General features: G+C 66.8%; 19 protein-coding genes and 3 pseudogenes. 7 read left to right on the forward strand and 15 right to left on the reverse strand.

The features are described 5' to 3' along the window. Positions 1–54: 54 nt before the first annotated feature. The 3 pseudogenes from A0J57_RS08555 to A0J57_RS26325 all read right to left on the reverse strand — a co-directional run. Positions 55–913: pseudogene (locus A0J57_RS08555) on the reverse strand (CoA-transferase). A gap of 107 nt (positions 914–1,020) precedes the next feature. Next, positions 1,021–1,539, reverse strand: a pseudogene (locus A0J57_RS08560) (CoA transferase subunit A); the annotation flags it as partial. Between the two features lie 58 nt (positions 1,540–1,597). After that, positions 1,598–1,951 (reverse strand): annotated as a pseudogene (locus A0J57_RS26325) (CoA-transferase); the annotation flags it as partial. Positions 1,952–2,008: 57 nt separating this feature from the next. Between A0J57_RS26325 and A0J57_RS08565 the strand changes: the two are divergent. Continuing rightward, positions 2,009–2,911: a LysR family transcriptional regulator gene (locus tag A0J57_RS08565; protein WP_061935039.1), complete on the forward strand. Its 903-nt coding sequence runs from the start codon at positions 2,009–2,011 to the stop codon at positions 2,909–2,911. Positions 2,912–2,929: 18 nt separating this feature from the next. On the opposite strand, the gene A0J57_RS08570 is transcribed toward A0J57_RS08565, so the two are convergent. The 6 genes from A0J57_RS08570 to A0J57_RS08595 all read right to left on the reverse strand — a co-directional run bounded on the left by A0J57_RS08570 (position 2,930) and on the right by A0J57_RS08595 (position 8,344). Continuing rightward, a complete protein-coding gene (locus A0J57_RS08570) occupies positions 2,930–3,529 on the reverse strand; it encodes a hypothetical protein (protein WP_025549430.1) in 600 nt (199 codons plus the stop codon). Positions 3,530–3,821: 292 nt separating this feature from the next. Further along, complete coding sequence (locus A0J57_RS08575) at positions 3,822–5,603, reverse strand: fatty acyl-AMP ligase (protein ID WP_061935218.1); 1,782 nt, start codon at positions 5,601–5,603, stop codon at positions 3,822–3,824. 116 nt (positions 5,604–5,719) lie between these two features. Then, positions 5,720–6,586 (reverse strand): cyclopropane-fatty-acyl-phospholipid synthase family protein, encoded by an 867-nt coding sequence (locus A0J57_RS08580; RefSeq protein ID WP_025551304.1) that lies wholly within the window; start codon positions 6,584–6,586, stop codon positions 5,720–5,722. After that, positions 6,583–6,885 (reverse strand): acyl carrier protein, encoded by a 303-nt coding sequence (locus A0J57_RS08585; RefSeq protein WP_025551306.1) that lies wholly within the window; start codon positions 6,883–6,885, stop codon positions 6,583–6,585. Before A0J57_RS08585 ends, A0J57_RS08580 begins: the two co-directional genes overlap by 4 nt. Next, positions 6,885–7,676, reverse strand: coding sequence for an acyl-homoserine-lactone synthase (locus A0J57_RS08590; RefSeq protein WP_025551308.1), 792 nt, complete (start codon positions 7,674–7,676; stop codon positions 6,885–6,887). The genes A0J57_RS08585 and A0J57_RS08590 overlap by 1 nt, the downstream gene beginning before the upstream one ends. Before the next feature lie 119 nt (positions 7,677–7,795). Next, complete coding sequence (locus A0J57_RS08595; protein WP_061935041.1) at positions 7,796–8,344, reverse strand: hypothetical protein; 549 nt, start codon at positions 8,342–8,344, stop codon at positions 7,796–7,798. Positions 8,345–8,587: 243 nt separating this feature from the next. On the opposite strand from A0J57_RS08595, the gene A0J57_RS08600 reads away from it, so the two are divergent. Continuing rightward, the gene (locus tag A0J57_RS08600) at positions 8,588–10,780 is read left to right on the forward strand and encodes a TonB-dependent receptor (RefSeq protein ID WP_061935043.1); all 2,193 of its coding nucleotides are present in this window, start codon (positions 8,588–8,590) and stop codon (positions 10,778–10,780) included. Positions 10,781–10,951: 171 nt separating this feature from the next. Continuing rightward, positions 10,952–13,069, forward strand: a complete 2,118-nt coding sequence (locus tag A0J57_RS08605) for a bifunctional diguanylate cyclase/phosphodiesterase (RefSeq protein WP_044661048.1) — start codon at positions 10,952–10,954, stop codon at positions 13,067–13,069. A 190-nt stretch (positions 13,070–13,259) separates the two neighbouring features. Here the strand turns inward: A0J57_RS08605 and A0J57_RS08610 are convergent, their stop codons facing one another. After that, the gene (locus A0J57_RS08610; protein ID WP_061935045.1) at positions 13,260–14,111 is read right to left on the reverse strand and encodes a glucose 1-dehydrogenase; all 852 of its coding nucleotides are present in this window, start codon (positions 14,109–14,111) and stop codon (positions 13,260–13,262) included. Positions 14,112–14,207: 96 nt separating this feature from the next. Here A0J57_RS08610 and A0J57_RS08615 point away from each other — a divergent pair, with 96 nt between their 5' ends. From A0J57_RS08615 to A0J57_RS08630, 4 genes are all read left to right on the forward strand, one after another. Then, entirely contained in the window at positions 14,208–14,816 is a 609-nt protein-coding gene (locus tag A0J57_RS08615; protein ID WP_061935047.1) for a flavodoxin family protein, read from the forward strand. A 6-nt stretch (positions 14,817–14,822) separates the two neighbouring features. Further along, complete coding sequence (locus A0J57_RS08620) at positions 14,823–15,779, forward strand: cation diffusion facilitator family transporter (RefSeq protein WP_025551316.1); 957 nt, start codon at positions 14,823–14,825, stop codon at positions 15,777–15,779. A 120-nt stretch (positions 15,780–15,899) separates the two neighbouring features. Continuing rightward, a complete protein-coding gene (locus tag A0J57_RS08625) occupies positions 15,900–17,189 on the forward strand; it encodes an MFS transporter (RefSeq protein ID WP_061935049.1) in 1,290 nt (429 codons plus the stop codon). A 22-nt stretch (positions 17,190–17,211) separates the two neighbouring features. Next, entirely contained in the window at positions 17,212–17,943 is a 732-nt protein-coding gene (locus tag A0J57_RS08630) for an SDR family oxidoreductase (protein WP_061935051.1), read from the forward strand. A gap of 6 nt (positions 17,944–17,949) precedes the next feature. On the opposite strand, the gene A0J57_RS08635 is transcribed toward A0J57_RS08630, so the two are convergent. From A0J57_RS08635 to A0J57_RS08655, 5 genes are all read right to left on the reverse strand, one after another. Further along, on the reverse strand, positions 17,950–19,986 hold the full coding sequence (locus A0J57_RS08635; protein ID WP_061935053.1) for a M3 family metallopeptidase: 2,037 nt from the start codon (positions 19,984–19,986) through the stop codon (positions 17,950–17,952). A gap of 84 nt (positions 19,987–20,070) precedes the next feature. Further along, a complete protein-coding gene (locus A0J57_RS08640; protein WP_061935055.1) occupies positions 20,071–20,460 on the reverse strand; it encodes a nuclear transport factor 2 family protein in 390 nt (129 codons plus the stop codon). Between the two features lie 106 nt (positions 20,461–20,566). Further along, positions 20,567–21,589 (reverse strand): glycosyl hydrolase family 8, encoded by a 1,023-nt coding sequence (locus A0J57_RS08645; protein WP_061935057.1) that lies wholly within the window; start codon positions 21,587–21,589, stop codon positions 20,567–20,569. Then, the gene (locus A0J57_RS08650; protein ID WP_025549999.1) at positions 21,579–22,055 is read right to left on the reverse strand and encodes a hypothetical protein; all 477 of its coding nucleotides are present in this window, start codon (positions 22,053–22,055) and stop codon (positions 21,579–21,581) included. The genes A0J57_RS08645 and A0J57_RS08650 overlap by 11 nt, the downstream gene beginning before the upstream one ends. Further along, entirely contained in the window at positions 22,055–25,447 is a 3,393-nt protein-coding gene (locus tag A0J57_RS08655; protein WP_061935220.1) for a cellulose biosynthesis protein BcsC, read from the reverse strand. Before A0J57_RS08655 ends, A0J57_RS08650 begins: the two co-directional genes overlap by 1 nt. Between the last annotated feature and the right edge of the window lie 2 nt (positions 25,448–25,449).

Raw genomic sequence — 25,449 nt, forward strand, 5'->3', positions numbered from 1 at the left:
TTTCATGCCTGAGGCGGCGAGGCCCATTGACGGGACGGGCCTCGCCCTCTTTCCTCAGGCCGGTTGAGCGACGTCCACCGTGTAATGCGCACTGGTCTTGGCGGCGACTTCCTCGGCCGTCACGCCCGGCGCGCATTCGATGAGGCGGAACGGGCTGTCATGGTCGGGCCGCTGGAACACGCAGAGGTCGGTGACGATCATGTCGACCACATTCCTGCCCGTCAGCGGCAGGGTGCAGGCCGGGATGAACTTGGGNGGGCTGTCATGGTCGGGCCGCTGGAACACGCAGAGGTCGGTGACGATCATGTCGACCACATTCCTGCCCGTCAGCGGCAGGGTGCAGGCCGGGATGAACTTGGGRCTGCCRTCCTTGGACGTGTGYTCCATGACGACGATGATCTTCTTGACGCCCGCGACCAGGTCCATCGCGCCGCCCATGCCCTTGATCATCTTGCCCGGGATCATCCAGTTGGCGATGTCGCCATGTTCCGAAACCTCCATCGCGCCCAGCACGGTCAGGTCGATATGCCCGCCCCGGATCATCGCGAAGCTGTCGGCGCTGGAAAAATAGCAGCTCTGCGGCAATTCGCTGATCGTCTGCTTGCCCGCATTGATCAGGTCGGCATCCTCCTCCCCCTCATAGGGGAANGCTGTCGGCGCTGGAAAAATAGCAGCTCTGCGGCAATTCGCTGATCGTCTGCTTGCCCGCATTGATCAGGTCGGCATCCTCCTCCCCCTCATAGGGGAAGGGGCCGATGCCCAGCATGCCGTTCTCCGACTGCAGCGTCACCTCCACGCCGTCGGGAATATGGTTCGCCACCAACGTCGGGATGCCGATGCCCAGGTTCACGTAGAAACCGTCCTGCAATTCCTTCGCCGCCCGCGCGGCCATTTCGTCACGAGTCCATGCCATTATGCGGCCTCCCTCTGGCGGACGGTGCGGAATTCGATTTTCTTGTCGTAAGGCGCTCCGACGATCATGCGCTTGACGTAGATGCCGGGCAGATGGATCGCATCCGCCTCCCTCTGGCGGACGGTGCGGAATTCGATTTTCTTGTCGTAAGGCGCTCCGACGATCATGCGCTTGACGTAGATGCCGGGCAGATGGATCGCATCGGGGTCGAGGCTGCCGGTGGGCACCACCTCCTCCACTTCCGCGACGCAGATCTTCGCCGCCGTCGCCATGGGCTGGTTGAAGTTGCGCGCCGTCTTRCGGAAGATGAGGTTGCCGCTCTCATCGGCCTTCCAGCCCTTGATGACCGCCACATCGGCGAAGATGCCGCGCTCCAATATATAATCCTGCCCGTCGAAGCTCTTCACTTCCTTGCCCTCGGCCACCGCCGTGCCCACGCCCGTCCTGGTGTAGAAGCCCGGAATGCCCGCGCCGCCCGCCCGGCAGCGTTCGGCCAGCGTGCCCTGCGGGCAGAACTCCACCTCCAGCTCCCCGGCCAGATATTGCCGCTCGAACTCCTTGTTCTCGCCCACATAGCTGGAGATCATCTTCCTGACCTGACGCGTGCGCAGCAGCTTGCCCAGCCCNCAGCTCCCCGGCCAGATATTGCCGCTCGAACTCCTTGTTCTCGCCCACATAGCTGGAGATCATCTTCCTGACCTGACGCGTGCGCAGCAGCTTGCCCAGCCCTTCGCCATCTACCCCCGCATTGTTGGAGGCGATGGTCAGATCCCTGACGCCCGAATCCCGGATCGCATCGATCAGCCGCTCGGGTATCCCGCACAGACCGAACCCGCCAGCGCACAGATGCATGCCGTCGAACAGCAAACCCTCCAANCCCGAATCCCGGATCGCATCGATCAGCCGCTCGGGTATCCCGCACAGACCGAACCCGCCAGCGCACAGATGCATGCCGTCGAACAGCAAACCCTCCAACGCACTCGCCGCATCCGAATAAAGCTTTTTGACCATAAGCATGCCTCTCCTTCGGATCGCCATTCTGGCGGAGGCCAATTATCATTTCTAATGATTTGTTTTTTGCTCTAGCCAAAAGCCATGTCTATCAATCGCATCGGCCTCTTCCATCTGGAAACCCTGCTCTGGATCGACCGGCTCGGCACGTTCGCTGCGGCGGCGGAGCGGTTGAACACCACCCAGCCGGCGATTTCGGCGCGGGTAAGGGAACTGGAGAGCCATCTGGGCGCCCGCCTGTTCCGCCGCGAAGGCCGGACCATGTCCTTCACCCCCGCCGGGCGGCAACTGGTGCGCGATTGCGGGCCTCTCTGGAGCGATCTGCAGAGCATGCTGCTGCGTTGCGGCGGATTGGCGGAAGCGAGCGGCGTGGTCCGCATCGGCGCAGGCGAAATCGCCGCGGCAAGCTGCCTTCCGGACTTCGTGTCGCAATTGAAGGGGGCAATGCCGCATGTCAGCCTGGAACTGGAAATCGACCTGACCGCCAACCTGATCCAGCAATTGCTGGTCGGGCGCGCCGATATTTCCTTCGCGGCCGGGCCCATCGCGCATCCGGCGCTCCAGTCGCGTCCCATCGGCGGGGTGAGCCTGGTCTGGCTCGCCAGTCCCGCCATTGCCGCGTCATTCCACGGCGATGCGGGGGACCGCACCATTCCGATCTGGTCGCTGGCCAGCCATTCCCCGATCTATGGGCGGATGCGCGACGCGATCGCCGCTTCGCAGATCGCCCGTAAATCGCTCAACCTGTGCAACAATGCGCGGATGATGATCGACATCGCCAAGGCGGGTGGCGGGATCGGCATCTTCCCGGAACCCATGGCCCGCGCCGACCTGATGAGCGGAGCCCTCGTGAAACTGGAGGGCATGCCGGCCCTGTCGCCCATCGAGTTTCATGTGGCCAGGCGTATTTCGGACAATGATCCGGTGATCGCCGCCATTTTCGAGCAGGCGAGCGCGCTGCGGCTGGGGCCGGAGGGCGAGGGCTGACCGCTGCCGGGACGGGCTTCAGGAACCCAGCGCCTGATTGGGATCGACGGTCCTTATGCTGCCGGGCATGTCGCGGCTTTCGGCCGGAGTGGCGGCGGCCGGGCCGCCCGGCGCCACGCCCGATCCCAGGGAAACCTCCTTGTCGACATAGACCTCGAACAGCGTGCCGGCGGGCAGCTTGACGTCCTTTCCGCGGACGATCACCGCCAGCGGCAGGAAGACGATGCCCGCGCCCACCGCGCCCAGGGTGCCGGACTTGCCCTGGGAATTGCGCTGGCCGCGCACCGGCACGTCCATCCCGCCCGCCCTGACCGTGCTGACCTTGATGTCGAGCTTGCCCGATCGGCCGAGCAGGCCATTGTCCCTGACGCGGCTCACTTCCCCCACCGCCGGGCTGCCGGCGGGGATGAGCGTCACGCCGCCGATCGTCACGGGCTTGGCCACGGCCAGTTCGATCCTGTCGCCGACGCGGGCGGATTTGGAGGAAATCTCCTGCCGGGTTTCCAGTTGGATGGCCATGCCTTCGGGAAGGATCGTCGATTGGGCAAGGGCGGGACCGGCGCTCGCCGCCAGCAGCAGGGGGATGGCAGAGCGCATCGGCAATGACAGGCGAATCATCGGTCCATCCTCTCCGCTTCGGCGGCCACGCCCCCGACCGCCGTGCAATTTACGCTTCCGGGGCCAGGGCATCAAGGAACGAGTCGGGCCTGGCGCGGGCGAACGGCGCAGCCATTGCCGCGACGACCTTCCGCTGTGCCGACCGTCAGCCAGAGCGCCGCGTTCAATCGGGCGCAGGTCGCGCCTTCGCGCGGATGCCGATGCGGGAGACGGTCGGGCGGACGCCGGCCGATCCCGGCCCTCAGGGTTTCACCTGTCGGGCCGAACCGCGTTCCACCCTGTCAGGACGAACTCAGGCGGATGCCCTTTGCCCGGACGGCGCGAACGCCTGCGCCAGCGGTCCCGCCATGCCCAGCACCGTCAATTCCCTGTCCATCAGCATCCTGCCGGCCTGCTTGCGCTGCACCTTGCCGCTGGTCGTGCGCGGGATCGCGCTGGCGGGCACCATCACCAGATCGGTGATGGCCAGTTCCAGCCGCTCCATGGCCGTGGCGCGCAGCCGGGCGGCAAGGTCCTGTAGTTTCTCGTCCGACAGGGACCGGGCGTCGTCGCGCTTCATCTCCGCGATCAGGACGATATGCTGCGCATCGCCCATCTCGATCTCCACGGCGGCGGCGCTTGCCTGTCCCACCGTGCCGGAAAGTTCCGACCAGATCTGTTCGACATCGCTGGGCGCATGGTTGCGGCCCCGGACGATGATCAGGTCCTTGAGGCGGCTGACGATGAAAAATCCATCGGCCGTGGAAAAGCCGAGATCGCCGGTGCGCAGGAATGGCCTGCCTTCGTCCAGCCGGCCGAAGCTGGCCTCCGTCGCGGCGGGATTGTCGATATAGCCGGCGGTGATGTGCGGGCCGCGCAGCCAGATTTCGCCCACCGCGCCATCGGGCAGCGCCTCGCCGGTTTCGGGATCGACGATCCGCGCCTCCGCCCCGGCCATGGCGGGGCCGCAGCAGGCGAGGTCCAGCACGGCGTCCCCGCCGGCGCTCTCCTCCGCCCGACCTGCCGCGAGAGCGCGGCTGTCGTAGCTCTTGACGATGGGGTCGCTCCGGGGCGGAACCGCAATGGTCACGAGGGTGGATTCAGCCAGCCCATAGCAGGGCAGGAAGGCGCGCCTGTCGAAACCGGCACCGGCAAAGCATTCGGCAAAGCGGTCGAGCGTGGCGGGCCGCACCCGCTCCGCCCCGTTGAACGCGACGCGCCAGCCCGACAGGTCGAGACCGTCCGGCATGCCCCGCCGCGTGGCATGGTCGACGCAGAGGTCGTAGCCGAAATTGGGCCCGCCGCTGGTATGCGCGCGATAGCGGGAAATGAGTTGCAGCCAGGACATCGGCCTGTTGATGAACGCGGCGGGCGAGGTGATCACGCAGGTCGAGCCCAGGAACAGCGGTTGCAGGATGTTCCCGAACAGCCCCTGATCGTGATAATGCGGCACCCAGCCGACGAAATGGGAATCCCGGTCGTGGCCGAAGGCGGCGCGGATCATTGTCTCGTTGGCGATGATGTTGCCATGGCTGATCATCACCCCCTTCGGGTTCGACGTGGTGCCGGAGGTGAACTGGAGCACGGCGAGCCGGTCCGGCGCGAGCGCCAGCGGCGAGAAGGCGTGCGATTCCGCCGCGAGCGCGGCAAATTCCAGATAGCGCACCGGGCCGGCGGACAGGGCGGCGGACAGTTCCTCCCCGAACAGGCCGGCCATGCCGTCGTCCAGCAGGATGCAGTCGGGCCGGATGTCGTCCAGCATGTTCAGGATATTCCGAAGCCGCGCCTTGCGCCGGCCGACCGGGGCGAGCGGAATGGCGACGCCGCCGACCGCGAGGCAGGCAAGCAGCGCGAGCGCGAAGTCGGTCCCCGCCGAGAAGAGGAGGGCGATCCGGGGACCGGCCAGCCCCCCCGCCGCCAACCCCCGTGCCGCCATGGCGCCGGCAAGCTGCCCGACCTGCGCCGCCACCTGCGCATAGGTCAGGCTGCTCTGCGGACCGTCGCCCTGGTCGAATATCAGCGCCGGCCGGTCCGGGACGCTGTTCCCATGGTCCAGTACGATGTCGACGATCGACCGGCTGAAGTCTATCTGCATCTTTTTTGCGAACCCGATGCTTTGGAGCCTTTTCACATAGAGCGAAAACGCCCAGTCCTTTGATGCCGCATGGTCCCGGTCGCCAGGCGATTCCGCCCGGCTTGGGGATATTCCGGTCATTCCGTCGCGAAGGCTATCCGGAGCAGGCCGATCTTCCGCATGCGGAAACCGGCGGCCGACATGCGCAGATAACGGGAATATTTCTCGACCGGATGGATGGCCGGATCGACCACCCCGCTGCGGACCGCGCCGCGCAGCCGGTTGCTCCACATCTCGCAGGTGCGCGCATAGTCCAGCCCGTCGTCGCGCAGCCGCTCGACGCGGAACAGACCCTTGCAGGCGACCACGATGTCCTCCAGCGTCGGCAGTTCCGCCGCCGGGAAGATCTCGTTCGCAATGAAGGGATTGGCGTCCTCCGGCGACATCCTGCCATAGGCGATGGTCTGGAGCGACAGACGGCCCTTCCCTTCCATCCAGTCGCGGCAGGCCTGGAAGAATTCGCGGTACACGCCGCGGCGCTCGTCCACGCTCTGCTGCGGATGGGCGAAATGCTCGAACGCGCCGACGGAGATGATCGCGTCGAACGGCCTGTCGGGACGATAGTCGTGCCAGTTGGAAAGGACCGCGCCGATGCCGGGATCGCCCGATTGCTCGATATAGGCGAGCTGTTCCTCGCTCAGCGTCAGGCCGACGCATTCGGCGGCGCCATGCCTGCGCCGCAGGTTGCGCATCATGCCGCCCCAGCCGCAACCGACGTCCAATATGCGCATGCCCTCGCCGGCGCCGACCGATTCCGCATGATAGTCGAGCTTGCGCTGCTGCGCCTCCTCCAGCGGGGCGTCCTTGGGCAGGCCGTCCCACATCGCGCTGGAATAGGTCATGCTGGGGTCGAGCCACGCCGAATAGAAGTCGTTGCCGACATCATAATGGTGGCGGATGGCGGCGGCCGATCCGCCAAATTCGATCTGTTCGTCCTGGATCATGGCCGGACGCCGCCCTGCTGCGCCGCCATGTCGCTGACCGCCGCGGCGATGCCCGTCGCCGCGTCGCGGATCGCCTCCGCCTCGAACAACAGTTCCAGCGGCAGTTCGTCGGGCAGGTTCAGCCAGTTCTCCAGCTCCACCATCAGCGAGATCGCCTTGGCGGAATCGATCCCGAAACTGTCGAACGGCGCATCGGGAGAGACGGCGGCGGGCGCCACATTCACGATTTCAGCGATGCGGGCAATGATCCAGCTTTCGATTTCCTCTGCCGATGCCTGTCGAATAAGGTCGGAATTCATCAATGTCCCCCTGAAGCCGAACGGGTCGCCCCGAATCTGCCATAATAGACGTCCGCCCCGGTCGTGGCGGACGGGTGTGTGACGGAACCGATCTCCGGCTGGGCGGCGATCTTCTGCAGTTCCGGATGCTCGCGCGCCAGCCGGGCCGCCGCGACGTGCACATTCTCCTCCTCCGGAAGAAGCTGGTCGATGGTGATGTGCGAAGGCCGGGGCAGGCCCCACATCTGGCGCATCTCGTCGAGCGCGGCCTGCGACACCTCCACCTCATAGGCGACGGCCTCCCCCTGGCCATAGTCCATGGCGGAACCGAGCAGGGTCAGCTTCCAGCCGACGCCGTAGCAGAAGCTGAGCATGCGGACATCGGTGAAGCCCACGCAACGGTCGATCCCGGCCTCATAGGCCAGTTCCAGCGGCGCGATCATGCACGCGGCCTTCCGTCGCAGATTGTGGCGGCGCATGCCCCGCTCAATGCAGAATCCGCGGCTCAGTTCCCAGGTGCGCCCGTCGTCGATGGGGCGGATGCCGGCCGGCAGGACATGCGAAAAATGATCGAGCAGCATGGAACAGTCGTCGGTGGGGCGGAAACGCAGCCCCATGACGACCCGGTTCTCGGTCGAAAAGCCTATGATGTTGCTCGCGCGCGCATCATCATATTCGTCATATTCCAATCCGTCCTCGACCCTGAGATCCCAGCCGAGCTGGTTGACGAACACCTCCGCGCGGGCCTGGTGCAAATCTCTGATCTCGTCCTGGTACAGTGCGGAATTGTTCTTCGAAATCAGATGAATCAAATCCGTTCGTCCCCCGCATGCAGCGGCAGCGCCTGTAACATATTATACAGGGGAGGTCATCGGAAAGTTGCAGGGTGCAATCCATGTTCCCCGCAAAAAACCCGGTCGATAAAGGGGGTTCAGGCGGCCTGCTTCTGCCGGGCGCGCTGGACATGCACCTTCACCGCCTGGACGGAGCGGTCGAGCGCCTCGGCAATGTCGAGGTCGCACCACCCGGCCTGCCGCTGGTCGAGGCAGAACAGCTCGGTCTCGGTCAGGGACGAAGCGGCCAGATCGTCGCGCGCGTCGAGCAGGGCGATGCCGCGGCACAGGTAGAGCGTCGCCATGGCGTGCAGGTTCGCGCGTTCCTCCGGGCTTTCCAGCATGCTCAGCAGGCGGATTTCCACCTCATATTGCCGTTCGTCCCAGCCGGTGATCGGAAAGCAGATCTGCGGCAGGACCTCCGGCTGTGCGATCGGCCCGCACCAGCCGGTCTCACCGAACAGGAAGCGCCGCTCCCCATCGCCGACAGCGTAGCAGGCATGGCTCGCCGCCTGAAGGCCCAGGGCCTGGCTGAAGCGGGTGACGAGGCTCTCGATGCTGAGCGTGCTGTCGACCCCCGCGATGAAATCGGCGGCGGTGGTCGAACTTCCGGCGCGAAGCTGGGTGCTGGGGATATATTCGCTCATGGTTCCTCACGCGGCATATGCCTGCCGTCATGCCGCGTCAGGTCTTAAAAGCGGGTTAAGCGTGCCTTCCTGCCGCCTGCTTCCTGTTTGCGGCGGAACGAGCGTTCGCCGGGATGCGGGGCCGCCGGCCGCAGACCGCAAGCTCGTCCGATCCGGAGCCGGACGCAGGAAGAGTTTAACCAGCGGTTTACCAAGTCCGCCTATGATCGGCGGATTGAAAAAATATAGCGGGTTTCGTGGGCGATGACGAATTTTGGATACAGGCGGCGATGGAAGTGGGCACTTCTGGTTTCCGCGACGATCGAACTGGCAGCTTCCGGCACGGCCCGGGCGCAGGCCCCGGCCGATGTGGACACGGGCGCCGACATCACGGTGACGGCGCGCAAGGTGCCGGAACCGCTGCTGAAGGCGCCGCTGGCGGTCACCAGCATTTCGGGCGATTCGATCGTGGCGGCGGGTTTGCAGACCATCACCGACCTGACCCGCATGGCCCCCAATGTCGACATCGGCGGGGGCATTGCAGGCCAGTTGCAGGGGCAGATCTCGATCCGCGGCATCTCCACCCTGGTCCGCAATATCGGGCTGGAAACCGGCGTCGGCATCTATGTGGACGATGTCTATGTCGGCCGGCCGGAAAATTTCGTCCAGCATCTTCTGGATGTCGACCGGGTGGAAATCGTGCGCGGCCCGCAAGGGACGGAATATGGCAAGAACACCATCGCCGGCGTCGTCAACGTCCAGACGAAGCAGCCCGACGCCGATCCCGGCGCCTCCATCCGGCTGGACGCGGGCAATTACGATTACAGGCGGGGCGAGGCGGTGCTGGGCACGCGCCTCAATGAACGGCTTTCGGTGCGCGGCGCGGTCGCCTATGCCCGGCAGGACGGCTTCTACAAGCATCTGTCCGGCGGCAGGGATGCGGGATCGACCGACCTGCTGACCTGGCGGCTGTCGGCCAAATATGCGCCGACCGACCAACTGTCCTTCATCGCCCGGTGGGAGGGGCTGCGCGACCGCGGCACGCCCGCCTTCTTCCAGGCGGACGCGCTGGCCGGCTATCCGGCGGATTTCCCTTCGCGGGAGCCGCTGCACATCAACAACAACCGGCCCAACCGGCTGCACCGCGACAGCCAGGGCGTTTCGCTGAGGACGGAATGGGCATCGGACGCGATCACGCTGACGGCCATCACCGCCTATCGCGATTCCTCCTATCATGCCTCGCTGGACGACGATCAGGAGCAGGTCGACTTCGTCTCCGCGGACAATTTCAGCGACGATTCCCATTTCTTCAGCCAGGAACTGCGGCTGGCGGGCGGCACCGGCAAGCTGCGCTATCTGCTGGGCGCCTATTATTTCGACCAGATGGTGCGCACCGACCGGGGCCTGGGTCTGGGCGCCGATACCGGCGTGCCGGGCGAACCGATGCTGACCACCAAGGGCAGCGTCAAGACGGAGAGCGGGGCGCTGTTCGGGCGGCTCGACTATGAACTGACCGATCGCCTGTCGCTTTCCGCCGGCCTGCGCTACACCAGGGAGAAGAAGCGCGCCCATTTCGTCCAGGATGACGCCAGCGGGACGGGCATCTTCACCTATCTGGGCTTCCCGAACCTCACCTTCGACGGCCGGTCGACCGATGACGACCTGTCGCCCAGCGCGACCATTTCCTATGAGGTCGTGCCGGACGCCAATGTCTATGCGCGCTTCTCCCGCGGCTTCAAGAGCGCGGCTTACAATGTCGACCTCGCCTCTTCGCTGGGCGGGCTGACCGCCAGCCCGGAAAAGGCGACCAGCTATGAGGTCGGCTTCAAGATGCTGACGCTGGACCGGCGGATGCGGCTGAACCTTGCCGCGTTCCACACCGATTACGACCGGTTGCAGGTGTCGCAGGTGCTGGGCAGCGGGCTGGCGCTCACCAATGCCGGCCGCGCGCAGGTGGAGGGCGTGGAAGGCGAGCTGTCGCTGCAGCTGACGTCCCGGCTGCGGCTGGAGGGTAATGCCGCCATTCTGGACGCACATTATAAGAGGTTCGACAATTGCGGCGTTCCCGCATCGGTCATTCCCTCTGTCGGCAGCCCCAGCACCGACTGCACCGGCAACGACCTGGTGCTGGCGCCCCATTTCACCGGCTATGGCGCCGTCAGCTATGAGGTTCCGGTGCGGATCGGCACGATCTTCGCCCGCGCGGACGTGGATCACCGGTCGACCGTCTATTTCGAGCCGACCAATTCGGACGCCTTCAAGGCCGGGCCGCGCACGCTGGTCAACCTGCGTTTCGGCCTGCGTCGCGGGCAGTGGGACATCGCCGCCTGGGTCCAGAACCTGACCGACAGGATCTACAAGACCTATGCCGACGACCGGTCCGGTCTGGGCGTGTACCGAACGGCGGCATACGGGCCGCCGCGCACCTATGGCGTCAGCCTTTCGGCGGCATTTTAGGACGTCGCGCTTGGGCGTGCTGGCTATGGCCCATATGGCGGCCATTAAGGAAATCTTAGCCAGCAAATGGTGAAACCTTCTTAAGGGCCGCGGCGCCGGGACAGCAGGAGTAGAATGGCGGACCAGATTTCATCGCGGTCACCTGATGAATTTCAAGGCAGGCAGGACCCGATGGATGGCGACCAGCAGATACTGGCGTCGGCAGGGGTCTTGCGGTGGTCGGTTGACGGGGATGGGCTATGCCATCCCGATGCCGCCACCGCGAGCCGTTTCGGCGTGCGGGACGGCCAGCCGCTGCTTCGCTGGTTCCGCGGCGTGCACCGGATTTTTCGCAAGCCCGTCCTCCAGCTTGCCCGCGCCGTTCTGCGCATGGGCAGGGCCGAAGCGACGCTGACGCTGGAGGATCGTGAAGGCATCATGAGGAATATGCGTGTCGTCGCGCGCATCCGTCGTGACGGGGCGGGCCGGCCCGCGGCCGACCTGGTGATGATCGACGTCACGACCGAACATGCCGAAATCGGACGGCTGCGCCGCAGCACGGAAAATCTGCGCCTGATCGTCGAATATAATCCTCAGCTTCCCTGGCTGGCCGATCCCGACGGCCGGATCATCGACTTCACCGATCGCTGGCTGGAAAGTTCCGGCCTGGACCGGGAGGAGGCGGAGGGCAATGGCTGGCTGGCGGCGACGCATCCGGATGACATCGGCCCGCTGACCCACCGGATCACCCATTCGCTGACCACCGGCGAGCCCTTCGACGTGCGCGTGCGGCTCATGGTCAACGACCAGTATCGCTGGATGCGGGCGCAGGCCTATCCCCGGCGCGACGAGGAAGGCCGGATCATCCGCTGGTACGGCTATACCGAGGACATCCATGAAAGCGTGCTGATCGAGGAGCAGATACGCTGGAACGCCGAGCATGATTCGCTGACGCAGCTGCCCAACCGGGCGATGTTCAACGCCTGCCTGGACAAGGCGCTGGCGAGCGCCATGACCGACTTCAAGAAGGTCGGCGTCTTCCTGCTCGACATCGACAATTTCAAGGACGTCAACGACCTGATGGGCCATCATGCCGGTGACGAGCTGTTGAAGAGCTTTGCCTCCCGCCTCAAGGAAATCTTCGCCGGCGACGGGGTGGTGGCGCGGCTGGGCGGCGACGAGTTCGCCATATTGATCGAGAATGTCGAAAGCCGGCAGCAGCTTGCCGATCTCGCCAATCGCGTCCTCACCATTCGGGAGACGCTGTTCGCCGCCGGGCGCTCGCTCGAATGCCGCGGCAGCATCGGCGTGGCCGCATTCCCCGAGGATGGCCGGGTCGCGACGGAACTGCTGCGCCATGCCGACCTGGCGCTTTATCGCGCCAAGTCGCTGGGCCGGGGGCGCATGCAGATGTTCGAGCAGTCGCTGCTGGAGGATATGCAGGAGCGCGTGGCCATGATCAACCGGGCGCGGACCGCCGTGCGCGACGGCACGATCATCAGCTATTATCAGCCCAAGGTGTCGTTGCAGACGGGCGAACTGGTCGGGTTCGAAGCGCTGCTGCGGTGGCGCGACAGTTGCGGCACCATCCGCTCGCCCGCCGAAATCTACGCGGCGTTCGACGATCATGACGTCGCCGACATGATCGGCCAGACGATGACCAGCCAGGTGTTCGCCGACATGGCCGCATGGCGCGCGCGCGGGCTGACGCTGGGGCATGTCGCCATCAACGTGTCCTCGGCCGAATTGCGGCGGGAACGCTTTGCCGGACGCTTGATCGAGACCATGGACCGCTTCTCCATCGCGCCCGATTCCATAGAGATCGAGATCACCGAAGGAGTGTTCCTGGGCGCGGGGTCGGATACGGTGCGCCGTTCCATCGACGAACTGCACATGTGCAACATCCCGCTGGCGCTGGACGATTTCGGGACCGGCTTCGCCTCGCTTTCCCATTTGCGGTCGCTGCCCGTCAGCACGCTGAAGATCGACCGTTCCTTCGTCAGCGGCGTGACGGCGCGCGAAAGCGACGCCGCCATCGTTTCCGCGCTGATCACGCTGGGCCGCGCGCTCAACATGAAGGTGGTGGCGGAAGGCGTCGAGGAAGCGGACCAGTCGGTCAAGCTGCGCGAACTGGGCTGCGACTATGCCCAGGGTTTCTATTTCGGCCGCCCCGCGCCGTCGGAGAATATTCCCGCGCTGATCCAGTCGTGGAGCGAGAATAGCGCCATCATCACCCTGAACCGGCGGGCCGCGCCCTGGCCTCCGCGCGGGATGCGCGGGGAAGGTCGCGCGGACTCGCTGACCGCCTGAGGGAAGACCAGATCCCGGTCAGATGAGGCGCAGGGACGTGGTGCGGCTTCAATCCGCTCGCCCCTGGAGCACGCTGCGCCAGATCGGACGCGGGTCGCGTGCTCCAGCTTTCTGTTGTCCGATCCTTTCAGGCGGAAAACCGGTTCCAACCCGTCGACAGGCTCAGGGCAGCTTTTCCGCACGATTGGCTCTAGCCGTTGACGATGGTGCCCCCATTGGGATGCAGCACCTGCCCCGACATGTAGCTGGCGTCATCGCAGGCGAGGAAAAGGAACGACGGGGCGACTTCATTGGGCTGGCCCGGCCTGCCCATGGGCGTGCTTTCCCCGAAATGCTCCAGCTTTTCCGGACTTGCCCCGCCGCTGGGGTTGAGCGGGGTCCAGATCGGCCCCGGCGCGACGGCGTTCACCCTGATGCCGTCGCCCACCAGATTTTCGGACAGCGACCGGGTGAAGGCGGTGATCGCCCCCTTGGTGCTGGAATAGTCGAGCAGTTCCTTCGACCCCTGATACATGGTGACGGAGGTGCAGTTGACGATCGCCGCCCCGCGCTTCAGATGCGGCCGCACCGCCTGCGTCAGGAAGAACATGGCGAAGATGTTGGTCTGGAAGGTGCGGCGGAGCTGTTCCTCGCTGATGTCGGTGATGTCGCTGTCGGGATGCTGCTCGCCCGCATTGTTGACGAGGATGTCGATCCGCCCGAACTGCTCCACCACCTGCGCCACGGCCCGCTGGCAGAAGTCCCGGTCGCCCAGGTCGCCCGCGATCGTGAGCGCCCGCCGCCCTTCCGCCCGGACGATCCCGGCGGTCTTTTCCGCGTCGTCATGTTCGCAGAGGTAGAAGATCGCGACATCGGCCCCTTCGCGGGCATAGAGCGCCGCGACCGCCCGCCCGATTCCGCTGTCGGCGCCGGTGACGATCGCCACCTTGCCCGCCAGCCGGCCGGAGCCGGGATAGCGCGGTTCCCATTCGGGCTTGGGCTCCAGCCGGCTTTCATGGCCGGGCAGGCCATCCTCATGGATCATCCCTTCGGTATCGGGCATCGCAAATCTCCTTTCCCCGAAGAACACATTGCCTGCTGGGGAGTTCATTGGCTGGAGCCCGGTTCGGCGCGTGGATGGGGCGGATGGAGACATGCGATGGTTCTGAAAGCCCTGGCCCTCAACTGCACCCTCAAGGCGGGGGACGGCGAATCCAGCTCGACCGACGCGATGATCGCGGTGCTGGCGAAGGCCCTTGCCGCCCATGATGTCGAACTCACCGGCACGGTGCGGGTCGCGGCGCTCGACATCAGGCCGGGCGTGACGTCCGATGAAGGAGAGGGCGACGCCTGGCCGGCGTTGCGCCGCAGGATATTGGACCATGACATAGTGATCTTCGGCGGCCCGATCTGGCTGGGGCAGATCAGCAGCGTCGCCAAGCGGGTGCTGGAACGCATGGACGCCTTTCTGGGCGAAACCGATGACCGGGGCCGCATGCCGAGCTATGGCAAGGTTGCGGTCGCGGCGATTGTCGGCAATGAAGACGGGGCGCATTTTTCGACCGCGCAATGGTTTCAGGCGCTGAACGATGTCGGCTGGACGGTTCCGGCCACGGCCGCCTGCTATTGGGTGGGGGAAGCCATGGGCTCGATCGATTTCAAGGATCTGGGGCAGGTGCCGGAGAAGGTGGAGAAGACCGCGAAGATGGTGGCGGGCAATGCGGCGCATCTGGCCGGCCTGCTCCGGTCCTCCCCCTATCCGGGCTGAACCCAGGTGGCGAAAACCGGCCGCGTCGCGCATATCCGGGAAAATATCGTCCTTTACGGCGCGCTGCTGGCCAATATCGGCATTGCGGTCGCCAAGTTCGTCGCCTCGGCCCTGACCGGCTCCTCCTCCATGCTGACGGAGGGGGTGCATTCGATGGTCGACAGCGGCAACCAGTTGCTGCTGCTCTATGGTCAGGCCAGGGCGAAGAAGCCCGCCGACGCCGCCCATCCCTTCGGCTATGGGCGGGAGCTGTATTTCTGGGCCTTCGTCGTCGCTATCCTGATCTTCGCGGTCGGCGCGGGCGTATCCATTTATGAAGGCTGGCTCCATATCCGGCAGCCGGAGCCGCTGCGCGACCCCGCCGTCAACTACATCGTCCTGGCCATCGCCTTCCTGATGGAGGGCGCATCCTGGACCATCGCCGTGCGGGAATTCGGACGCAAACGCGGCCCCAGCAGTTGGTGGCAATCGATCCGCCGGTCGAAGGACCCCGCCGGCTTCATCGTCCTGTTCGAGGACAGCGCCGCGCTGATCGGGCTGATCGTGGCGGCCATCGGCGTCTGGGCCAGCCATTATTTCGGCAATGCGCGGCTGGACGGCGTCGCCTCCATCGTCATTGGGCTGGTGCTGGGCGCGGTGGCGGTGCTGCTGGCGCGGGAGGCCAAGGGCCTGCTGATCGGGGAGAGCGCCGACCGGGCCATCATCGACGCGGTCTGGGCGCTGCTCGACCGGCGGCCGGAAATCACCGCCGTCAATCACATCCGCACCATCCACACCGCGCCCGACGCGGTGTTCGTGGCGATCAGCGCCGATTTCGCCGACGATCTGCGCATGGGCCGGGCCGAAAGCCTGATCGAGGAGATGGAAAGCGAGATGAAGCGGGCGATTCCCGAACTCACCTCCATCTATATCCGTCCGGAAAAGCGGGAGGACGCCCTGGTCCAGCCGCGCGCTTCCGCCTGACGGCCGGCCCGCCCCGCCTGTTCGCGGCCTTCCACGTCCATATTCCGTCAATTGGCCCCTTGACCATCTGATGACGATCGTCATCTAACGCCGGTCGATCGATCCGGGAGGAAGGCCTTCATGCTGTCAGCGACTCTCGCCCGCCAAATGGGCACGCGGCAAATCCATTATGGATGGGCGGTGCTGGCCGCGACCTTCTTCACCATGCTGGTCGTCGCCGGGGCCGTGGGCGCGCCCGGCGTGTTCATCATCCCCCTGCAAAAGGAATTCGGCTGGAGTTCGGCGGATATTTCCGGGGCGCTGGCGATCCGTTTCCTGCTGTTCGGCGGGATGGGCCCGTTCGCCGCCGCCTTCATGAACCGCTTCGGCGTGCGGCGGATGATGCTGATCTCGCTGTCCATCATCGTCGGCGGGCTGCTGCTGTCGATGGGCATGACCCGATTGTGGCATCTCGTCCTGCTGTGGGGCGTCGTCATCGGCATCGGCACCGGGCTCACCGCCATGGTGCTGGGCGCCACCGTCGCCACGCGCTGGTTCGCGCACAGGCGCGGGCTGGTCATGGGGCTGCTGTCGGCCAGCACCGCCACGGGTCAGCTGGCTTTCCTGCCGCTGCTCGCCGCGCTGACGGAGCGGTTCGGCTGGCGCGCCTCGGTCCTGCTGGTGTGCGGCGCGATCCTGCTGGCGGCGATGGTCGTGCTGCTGCTGATGCGCGACCGCCCCGCCGACCTCGGCCTGCCGCCCTATGGCGAGAGCGAGGTGCATCCCGCCCCGCCGCAGCCCGCCAGCTTCGGCGCCCTGCTGATGAGCCCGCTCCGCATCTTGGCCGATGCCGCGCGGGTGCCCAGCTTCTGGATATTGTTCTTTTCCTTCTACATCTGCGGCGCCAGCACCAACGGCCTGGTCCAGACGCATTTCATCGCGCTTTGCGGCGACTATGGGCTGGCGGCGGTGGGCGCGGCGTCGATGCTGGCGATGATGGGGCTGTTCGATTTCGCGGGCACGCTGGCGTCGGGCTGGCTGTCGGACCGGTTCGACAATCGCTGGCTGCTGTTCTGGTATTATGGGCTGCGCGGCCTTTCGCTGCTCTATCTGCCGTTCAGCGACTTCTCGCTCTACAGCCTGTCGGTCTTCGCGATGTTCTACGGCCTGGACTGGGTCGCGACCGTGCCGCCGACGGTCAAGCTCACGGCGCAGCGTTTCGGACCGGAGCGGGCCAATGTCGTGTTCGGCTGGATCTTCGCCGGGCATCAGCTCGGCGCGGCGAGCGCGGCGCTGGCGGGCGGCCTTTCCCGCACCGTCTGGCAAAGCTATATGCCCGCCTTCGTCGCGGCGGGGATATTGTGCCTGATCGGCGCGGGGCTGGTGCTGCTGATCAATCGCGGGCGGAGCAAGACCTTCGTCCTCGCCTGACCGGCTGTATGGAGAGGCTTGGATGCTGCAAGGAAAAATCGCCCTCGTCACCGGAGCCGGACGCGGCCTGGGGCGCGAGATCGCGCTGGGCCTGGCCGGGGCCGGCGCGCATGTCCTGCTCCATGGCCGGAATGTCCCGCAGCTTGAGGCGACCGCCGCCGCCATCGCCGCCTCGGGCGGGACGAGCGCGCCGCTGATCTTCGACCTGGAGGATGGCGAAGCGCTGCGGGCGGCGCTCAGCCCCTGCGGCCCCATCGACATATTGGTCAACAATGCCGGCCATCGCGACCGCAGACCGATTGGAGCGCTGGACCGGCCCGCGGTGCGGCAGATGCTGGAGGTCAATCTGGTCGCGCCCTTCGACCTCGCCCGCACCATCGCGGCCGGGATGAAGGAGGGCGGGCGGATCGTCAACGTCACGTCCATCGCGGGCCAGATCGCCCGGTCCGGCGACGCGGCCTACACCATGGCGAAGGGCGGGCTGGACGCGCTGACGCGGGCGCTGGCGGCGGAACTGGGCAGTCGCGGCATCACCGTGAACGCCGTCGCCCCCGGCTATTTCGCGACCGAGGCCAATGGGGAGATGACCGCCGACCCCGCCATAGCGGATCACCTCGCCCGCCGCACATCGCTGGGGCGATGGGGCCGGCCGCAGGAGATTGTCGGCCCGGTCCTGTTCCTGGCGTCGGACGCGGCATCCTACGTCACCGGACAGGTGTTGGCGGTGGACGGCGGCTACACCGCCCACTTCTGAAGCGATTCAGGCAGCCAACCCCCGCATCCGCAGCAGCGCGTCGACCTCCGGCGCGCGCCCGGCGAAGGCCCGGAAATTCTCGGCGGCGGGGCGGCTCGCCCCGGCGGCCAGGATTTCGCGCCGGAAAGCGGTCGCCCCGCCGCCCGGAATGTCGGCATGGGCGAAAATCTCGAACGCATCGGCCGACAGCAGTTCCGCCCAGAGATAGGAATAATAGCCCGCCGCATAGCCGCCCGCGAAGATATGGCTGAACGCATGGGCAAAGCGGTTCCATTCCGGCGGATGCACCACGGCCACCGCCTTGCGCACCTGATCCAGCACGGCGTTGACCCGCGCGCCCTGTGCCGGGTCATAGTCGCGGTGGAGCAGCAGGTCGAAGGTCGCGAATTCGATCTGCCGCAATATGGCAAGGCCCGCCTGAAACTGGCGCGCCGCCAGCAGCCGGTCGAACATCGCCTGCGGCAGCGGCTCGCCGCTGTCGACATGGCCTGACAGCCCGATCAGCGTGTCCCCGTCCCAGGCGAAATTCTCCATGAACTGGCTGGGCAGTTCCACCGCGTCCCATTCCACGCCGCTGATGCCGCCGATCGACGGCAGGTCCACCTCGGTCAGCAGGTGATGCAGCACATGGCCGAATTCGTGGAACAGCGTCACCACGTCATTATGCGTCGCCAGCGAAGGCCGGTCGCCCGCGGGCGGCGCGAAATTGGTGGTGAGGTAGGCGATGGGCAGATGCAGCCGGTCAGCGTCGCGGAAGCGCGAACGGCACACGTCCATCCACGCCCCGCCCCTTTTGCCCGCCCGCGCGAACAGGTCGAGATAGACGCCCGCCACCACGCTGTCGTCCGCGTCCAGCACGTCGTAGAACAGCACGTCCGGATGCCAGGTCGGCACGCCCTGCCGGGCGACGAGGCGGACGCCGAACAGCCTCTCGATCAGCGCCTGCGTTCCCGCAAGCACGCGGGGCAGGGGAAAATAGGCCTTCAGCGCCTCCTGATCCACGCCATGCAGCGTGCGGCGCATTGCTTCGGCCACATAGGAAAGGTCCCATGGCTGCACATCGTCCAGCCCCAGATGCTCGGCCGCGAAGGCGCGCGCCTCCGCCAGTTCCCGTTCCCCGACCGGCCGCGCCCGCTTGGCGAGGTCGGCCAGGAATGCCAGCGCCTCGTCGGCGTCGGCCGCCATCTTGGTTTCCAGCGAATGGGCGGCGGAATCGGCAAAGCCCAATATCTGCGCGGCTTCATGACGCAGCGCCATGATCGCGTCGATCCGTTCGCTATTGTCGTGGCTCCTGTCCTCCGCCTGATCGGAGGCGCGGCTGTTGTAGGCGCGATAGACCCGCTCCCGCAGCGCCCGGTCCTGCGCATGATAGAGGATCGCCAGCACGCTCGGCTGGCGCAGCGTGATCAGCCAGCCGGTCAGCCCCTTTTCCTGCGCATAGGCGGCCAGTATCGCCCGGTCGCTGTCGGGAACGCCCGCCAGCGCCGCCTCGTCGGTGACATGCTCGCTCCAGGCTTCGGTGGCGTCGAGCACCGCATTGCCGAATTTGGTGCTGAGGTCGCTCAACTCCACGCCGATGTCCAGGAAACGCTGCCGCGCCTCCCCCTCCAGCGCGACGCCCGCCAGGCGGAAGCCGCGCAGGGCAAGATCGACCGCGCGCCGGGCGGCAGGGGGCAGGCTGGCGAAATCCGACCGGGCGGCGAGGCGGGCGACGGCATCGTGATGGGCCCGGTTCTGGCCCGCCTCCATCAGATAGGCGGTCATCAGCGCCTGCGCTGCGGCGTGCGCTTCCCGCAATTCGGGCGTGTCGGCGACGGAGGCGAGATGCCCCACCGGCGACCAGACCCGCGACAGCAGGAAATCGGCGCGCTCGGCGGCCAGGATGACCGCGTCGAAATCATCCTTCCCGCTGGCGGTGATCCCTTCGATGGCCGCGCGATGGGCCGCGATCGCTTCCTCCATGGCGGGGACGACATGGGCAGGCCGGATGGCGGCGAAATCGGGCAGGTCGCTGTCGGCAAGGAGGGGATTGGCGGTGGTCATGGCTACTCGTGGCTTGCGGGCCTCCGTGGCAGGAGGAACAGCCTTTAATTGGGCGCGGGCGAGCGGCTGTTCAAGCGTTTCCGGTCAGGCGAGCGTCAGATAGATTTCCGCTTCGATGACCCAGTCCGCGCCGACCTGCCGCCATTTGGCGCTGTAGGTGCCGGATGCGAGGGGACAGTCCGAACCGGCGGTCACGCCCTGCCATCGGCCATGCTCCATCGCGATGGGTTCGACCGGCGAGACGACGACATTCTCCGGCGTGCGGGTGTAGACGGTGCGCTCCGCTGCCGTGAATTCCCGCTTCCACGCCTGAAGCTGCGCCTTGCGGCCGGAGATCACCGCGCTGTCCGATCCGGTGACGAGCATGGCCTGGGGCGCGAGCAGGGGGCCGATGGCGTTCAGGTCCGCCTCCGCCAGGGCGCGGTTGAAATCGGCGCGGCGCATGCGGATGGCAAGGTCGGGGGATGTCGTCATCGGGCGGCTTTAGGATTCTTGACCGGAAATGGCCAGTTTAAGACATTCCCCTCCCGCCTGCGGGAGGGGGAATGTCCTGATTCCCCCCCCACCCCCGAAAAGCCGCTCAAATCCGCATCTGGTTCATCAGTCCCAGCGTCGCGGCATAATAGTCCTGATCGGCGGCGGCGGCCGGCAGGTTGCGGTTCAGCAGGCGTCCGGCGATGGCGGTGGCGCCGGCGGAGAGCGCATAGGGCGCGGTTTCGCCCGTGACCACATTCACCCAGGCGGGCAGCGGCTTGCCCGCGCGCACGAGGGCGAGCCAATAGCGCGCGATCGAGTCGCAAGCGCTCCGCCGCCCGCTCATCAGGCAGTAGAGCGGCACGCGGATGCCTTCGAAGCCGAAGACCGGATCGCGTCCCTCCGCCGGTTCGACCACGCCCTTGCCCTTGATGTCGAGCCAGTCGGCGGGAAGGCCGGAGGGGCCGAAGCGCGCGGCCTTCAGGATCTTCAGCCCATCGGCGGCCAACGGACCCCAGACGCGCGGTTCCAGCCGGGCGAAGGCGTCGATCGCCGGCCAGACATAATAAGAGGGGTTGACGATCACCCGATCCGCCTTGGCGAAGCCGACAAGGCCGGGCAGCAGCAGGGTGAAGCCGTGGCGCTGCACGATCAGCTTCTGCGCGACCGCGCCCCGGACCGCTGCCGACTGCTGGAGATAATCCGCCTTGCCCCAGCGGCGGCCCGCCATCAGCAGCGCCCAGGCGATCAGCAGGTCGCCGTCGGTCGCATTGTTGGGATCGGCCACCGGATCGGGGCGGCCGGGCGTGTAGCGCCAGCTATGCAGCGCCATGTCCTTGCGCAACAGCGTCTGGGCGGTCCAGCGCGCCATGACGTCGAAGGCCGCGCTGTCGCCCGCCGCCTGCGCCAGCGCCATGCCATAGCCCTGACCCTCGCTATGGCTGACGCCGCCATTGCCATTGTCGACGATCCGGCCTTCTGGCGCCAGGAAGCGGGCCTTGTAGCCCTGCCAGAGCGCGGGATCGAGCATCAGGCCATCCATGGACTTGGCGGAGGACTTGGCGCGGGCGCAGCCGGTCGTCAGGGCAAAGGCGAGGGCGGTCAGGACCGTCCGCCGTTCAAATCCCATGACGCAGTTCGATATGCCCGCCCTGGCTGCGTGAAATCCGGGTGCTGAGCCGTTCGCCGCTGCCCATCTGCCGGAACCATGCGTCATAGGCTCCCTCCAGGATGAAGGGGGCGACTCCGGCCCATATGCCGTCGGCATCGCCCTCCAGCCTTTCGGGCAGGCCGTCATGGAAGATGTCGATTCCTTCATCGTCCAGTTCGAATCGGACGCTGCCCCAATGCAGCCTGTCCCAGACCATGTTGCCGTGCTGGGTCAGCCTGTCCATATCCTTGGCATTGACGATCGGATGGCTTTTGGCAAGCCGCGCGCCGACCGCGCGGAAAAAGCCCTGCATCTGTTCCGCCGTGGCGGCGGAGGCGATTTCGCCGAGGATCAGGCTGACGAAGCGCTGGGCGGCCTCCCCGCCGGATGCGAGCATGGCGATGTCCTGATTGCCCGCCATCGGGAAATCCTTCACGAACAACATCAATTGCCTCCGATATTCTGCTTGAGCCCGATCAGTGTCTTGAACTCCTTATATTCACCGAAAGTGTTGATATTCAGTTCCCCGCCCAGCCGCGTGTTCGGGCTGACCCGATAGGAAATCGCGCCGGCCGCCGACAGGCCGAAGCCGGTCTTGCTGATGCTGTCGTAACGGGAACGGACGTCGCTGTTCTGGCTCTTGAGGAAATCCAGCACGCCCTGCGCGCCCGGCTCCGTCGGATAGACGGGCTCACCCTGCTGATCGTAGCTCTGATAGCCGGGCGCGACGCTGGCCTGGATGCTCATCGGGCCGTCATTCGTCCAGTAACGGATCGGGAAATTGACGCTGAGGAAGCTCTGCGGGCTGAAATAGCCGCCATGGCCGTAGGTGAAGTAATTCTGGTTGTTGTCGTAATTCTGGTAATTGACGTTGAAGCCCACGGAAACGCCCGAGCGCGCATTCTGCCACGCCCGCAAATAGCCGCCGGCATTGATCTCCACGCTGTCATTGTCGCGCACCGCCGTGCCGTCATAATGATAGAAGGAGCCGTCGGCATAGACGCCATTGCCGTTGCGGTCATAGGACAGGGACAGGCCGCCGCCGCTCTTCATCACAGCGCCCCAGAAGGCGCCGGTGCGTGGGTCGTCCGTGCCCGCATAGGCGATGATGCTGTCGGTCACGGGCTTGCGGTCGGCCCAGATGCGGGCGGTGGCGTTGGTGGACAGGCGGGGCGCCACCTCGATCCTGCCGGTGACATGCTCCTTGGGGAAACCCAGCGGCGTGACGCCCGCTTCCAGCTTCAGCAGCTTGCTGACATAGCTGGCGGTGACGGCGACGCCTGACTGATGCTGCGTTTCGGCGCTGGTGAGCTGGGACGGCTGCTCGTCCACGATCCCCTGCGCCTCGGGCGTGGCGTTGGTGCCGAAGCGGGCGAGGCCCGACCCGGTCGGGCGGCCCGAATCCAGCACGACCGCCGTCGCCTTGACGCCGACCCGGCCCCCCGCGACGGGGGCGGAGAGGGAAGCGCTGCCAGTCATTTCGCGCAATTTGCTGAGGCCCGTTTCGCCCGAGCGCGACCGATAGCCTGTGTCGACGTCGACGCGCGGGCCGCTTTCGTCGGCCGATTGCTGCAATTGCTGGTCGATCTCCGCCAGCACCGGATCGGCGGGGACGTTCGTTACGCCGCTGTTCCGATCGGCATAGGCCTGATCGGCATAGACCGGGTTGCCGTAGGAAGGCGCCGGGGCCGCCATTCCGGGAAAGCCGGCGGGGGCAGCATAGCCCGGCGCGGGCGGGTAGGCGGGCATGGCAGCCGGGGCGGGCACGCCAAAGCCTGACCCCACGGGCGGCTGAGGGGCAAAGCCCATGGGCGGCGCATAGGGCGCCGACAGGGCCGTGGGATTGCTGCCGAGCGCGAACGGATTGACCGGCTGCGGCGCGGCCATGGCGCGGAAGGGGTTGGCCGATTGGGGCGCCGCCGCGAAGGGATTGCCGTTCGCCATGACGGCGCCGGGCGCCATGCCGGTTTCGCGCATGTAGAGCGCACGGGCGGTCTTGAGGTAACGCGCCGCGTCCCCGTCATTGCCGCGCGTGCGGGCCATGCGCGCGGCCGCCATATAGACCCGGTAATCGGCCGGATGCATCTGGATCGCCTGCTGGGTGACGGCGCGCGCCGTTTCCATGTCGCCCGATGCGCTGGCCGTGTCGATCAGGCCCACCATCGCGTCGCGATCCGCCGGCTTCTGCGCCAGCAGCATGCGGAAGGTCTGCGCCGCCTGCGCGTTGAGGCCGCCCGACTGGTACAGCCGCGCCAGGGCGGAAAGGATTTCCTCATTGCCCGGCGCATCGTTCCACGCCGCCTGCAACAGGTCGAAGGCGGGGGCGAACTGGCCCGCCTGCCGCATCCGGTCCGCCTGCGCGGCGGCCAGCGTCGCCTTCAGATTGCCGAGGCTGCGTTGGCCCTGAAGCGAGGGGCCGGCCAGCGCCGATGCCTTCTGCACGGCGCTCATGGCGAGGCCATCCTGCCCGGTCTGCGCCAGCACGCGCACCGCCGCGTCATAGGCGCCCGCGTCATTGGCGGGGGCGTCCAGCGCCTGCGCCGCCAGCTGGCCCGCGCCGCGCGCATCGCCCAGTTCCAGCATGCCCTGCGCCAGCGCGCCCATGCGGTCAGCGGACAGGCCGCGCATCTCCGACGCCTGGCGCAACATGGCGAGCCCCTGGCCCTGCGCGCCCCGCGCCCCTGCGGCCTTCGCCTGCGCGATGGTGGCGGATATGCCGAGGCCGGCGATGAAATTGCGCATCTCCGCCGTGCGCTGCCCTTCCGGGATGCGCGCGGCGACGGCCTGCGCATCGCCGGTGCGGCCCGCCCGGTCGAGGATCAGCGCGGCGGCGTAGAGCGGTTCGGCCTTTTCCGAATAGGAAAGCTGGCGGACGAGCGCGTCCTGCTCCGCCACGCGGCCCTGCTGCTGGAGCAGCCCGGCAAGGTCGTAGGCGACCCAGGGGTCGTCGGGCGCATTGCCCATGGCGGCGCGCAGCAACTGTTCGGCGCGGGCGGCGTCGCCCGCGTCCAGGGCGGCGCGCGCCTCGTTGCGGGTGGCGCTGGCCTGGGCGGTGGCGGCTCCAGCGCCGGCCTTGCCCAATTGGCGATAGAGTTCGGCCGCCTCATTATAGCGGCCCTGCCGTTCATAGACGCTGGCCAGCACCGACACGGCAGGCCCCTTGTCGCGGAAGTCCGACTGGGTGAGCGCCGTGGCGATCCGCTCCGCCTGCGCCAGATCGCCCTTGTCGAGCGCCGTCCGGGCAGAGTCGAGATCGGCATAGAAGCGGGCGGACTGCAACGCCTCCGCCCATTTGCCCGCGCCGCCGATGCGCGAGGCGCGGGTCAGCAGGTCGCGGGCCTGCGCGAATTCGGACTTGCGCAGCCGCACGATCCCCATGCCGCCCAGCGCGTCCGCGTCGTTGGGATTGGCGGAAAGCGCTGCGCGGAATCGGGCGGCCGCGGCATCGAGCTGTCCGGCCTCCAGCGCGCGGAAGCCGGCGGCACGGGCGTCGCCGCCCCGGTCCGTACGGGTGGGGCGCGCGGTCGCGGTGCGCGCCGGGGCCTGCGCCGCCGCCTGGGCGGGAGGGGCAGGGCGGGCGGCTTGCGCAGGCTGCGGCCTCGCCGCGGCCTTGGGCTGGGGCGCATTGCCGGCAAGGCCGCGCCGCGCTTCGGCATTGGCGGGATCGATGGCCAGCACCCGGTTATAGGCCTGTCGCGCCAGGTCGCCGCGTCCCTTGGACTGCCAGTAGCGCGCCTGCTTGAGCAGCGGGGCGACACCCTGCACCTCCGCCTGCGCCAGGGGCATCGTCGCGATGGCCAGCAGCGGCAGGCCGAGGATGGAGATCGTCTTCTTCATGA

The sequence above is a fragment of the Sphingobium sp. 22B genome (assembly GCF_001580035.1).
In the GTDB taxonomy this organism is placed as follows: Bacteria; Pseudomonadota; Alphaproteobacteria; order Sphingomonadales; family Sphingomonadaceae; genus Sphingobium; species Sphingobium fuliginis.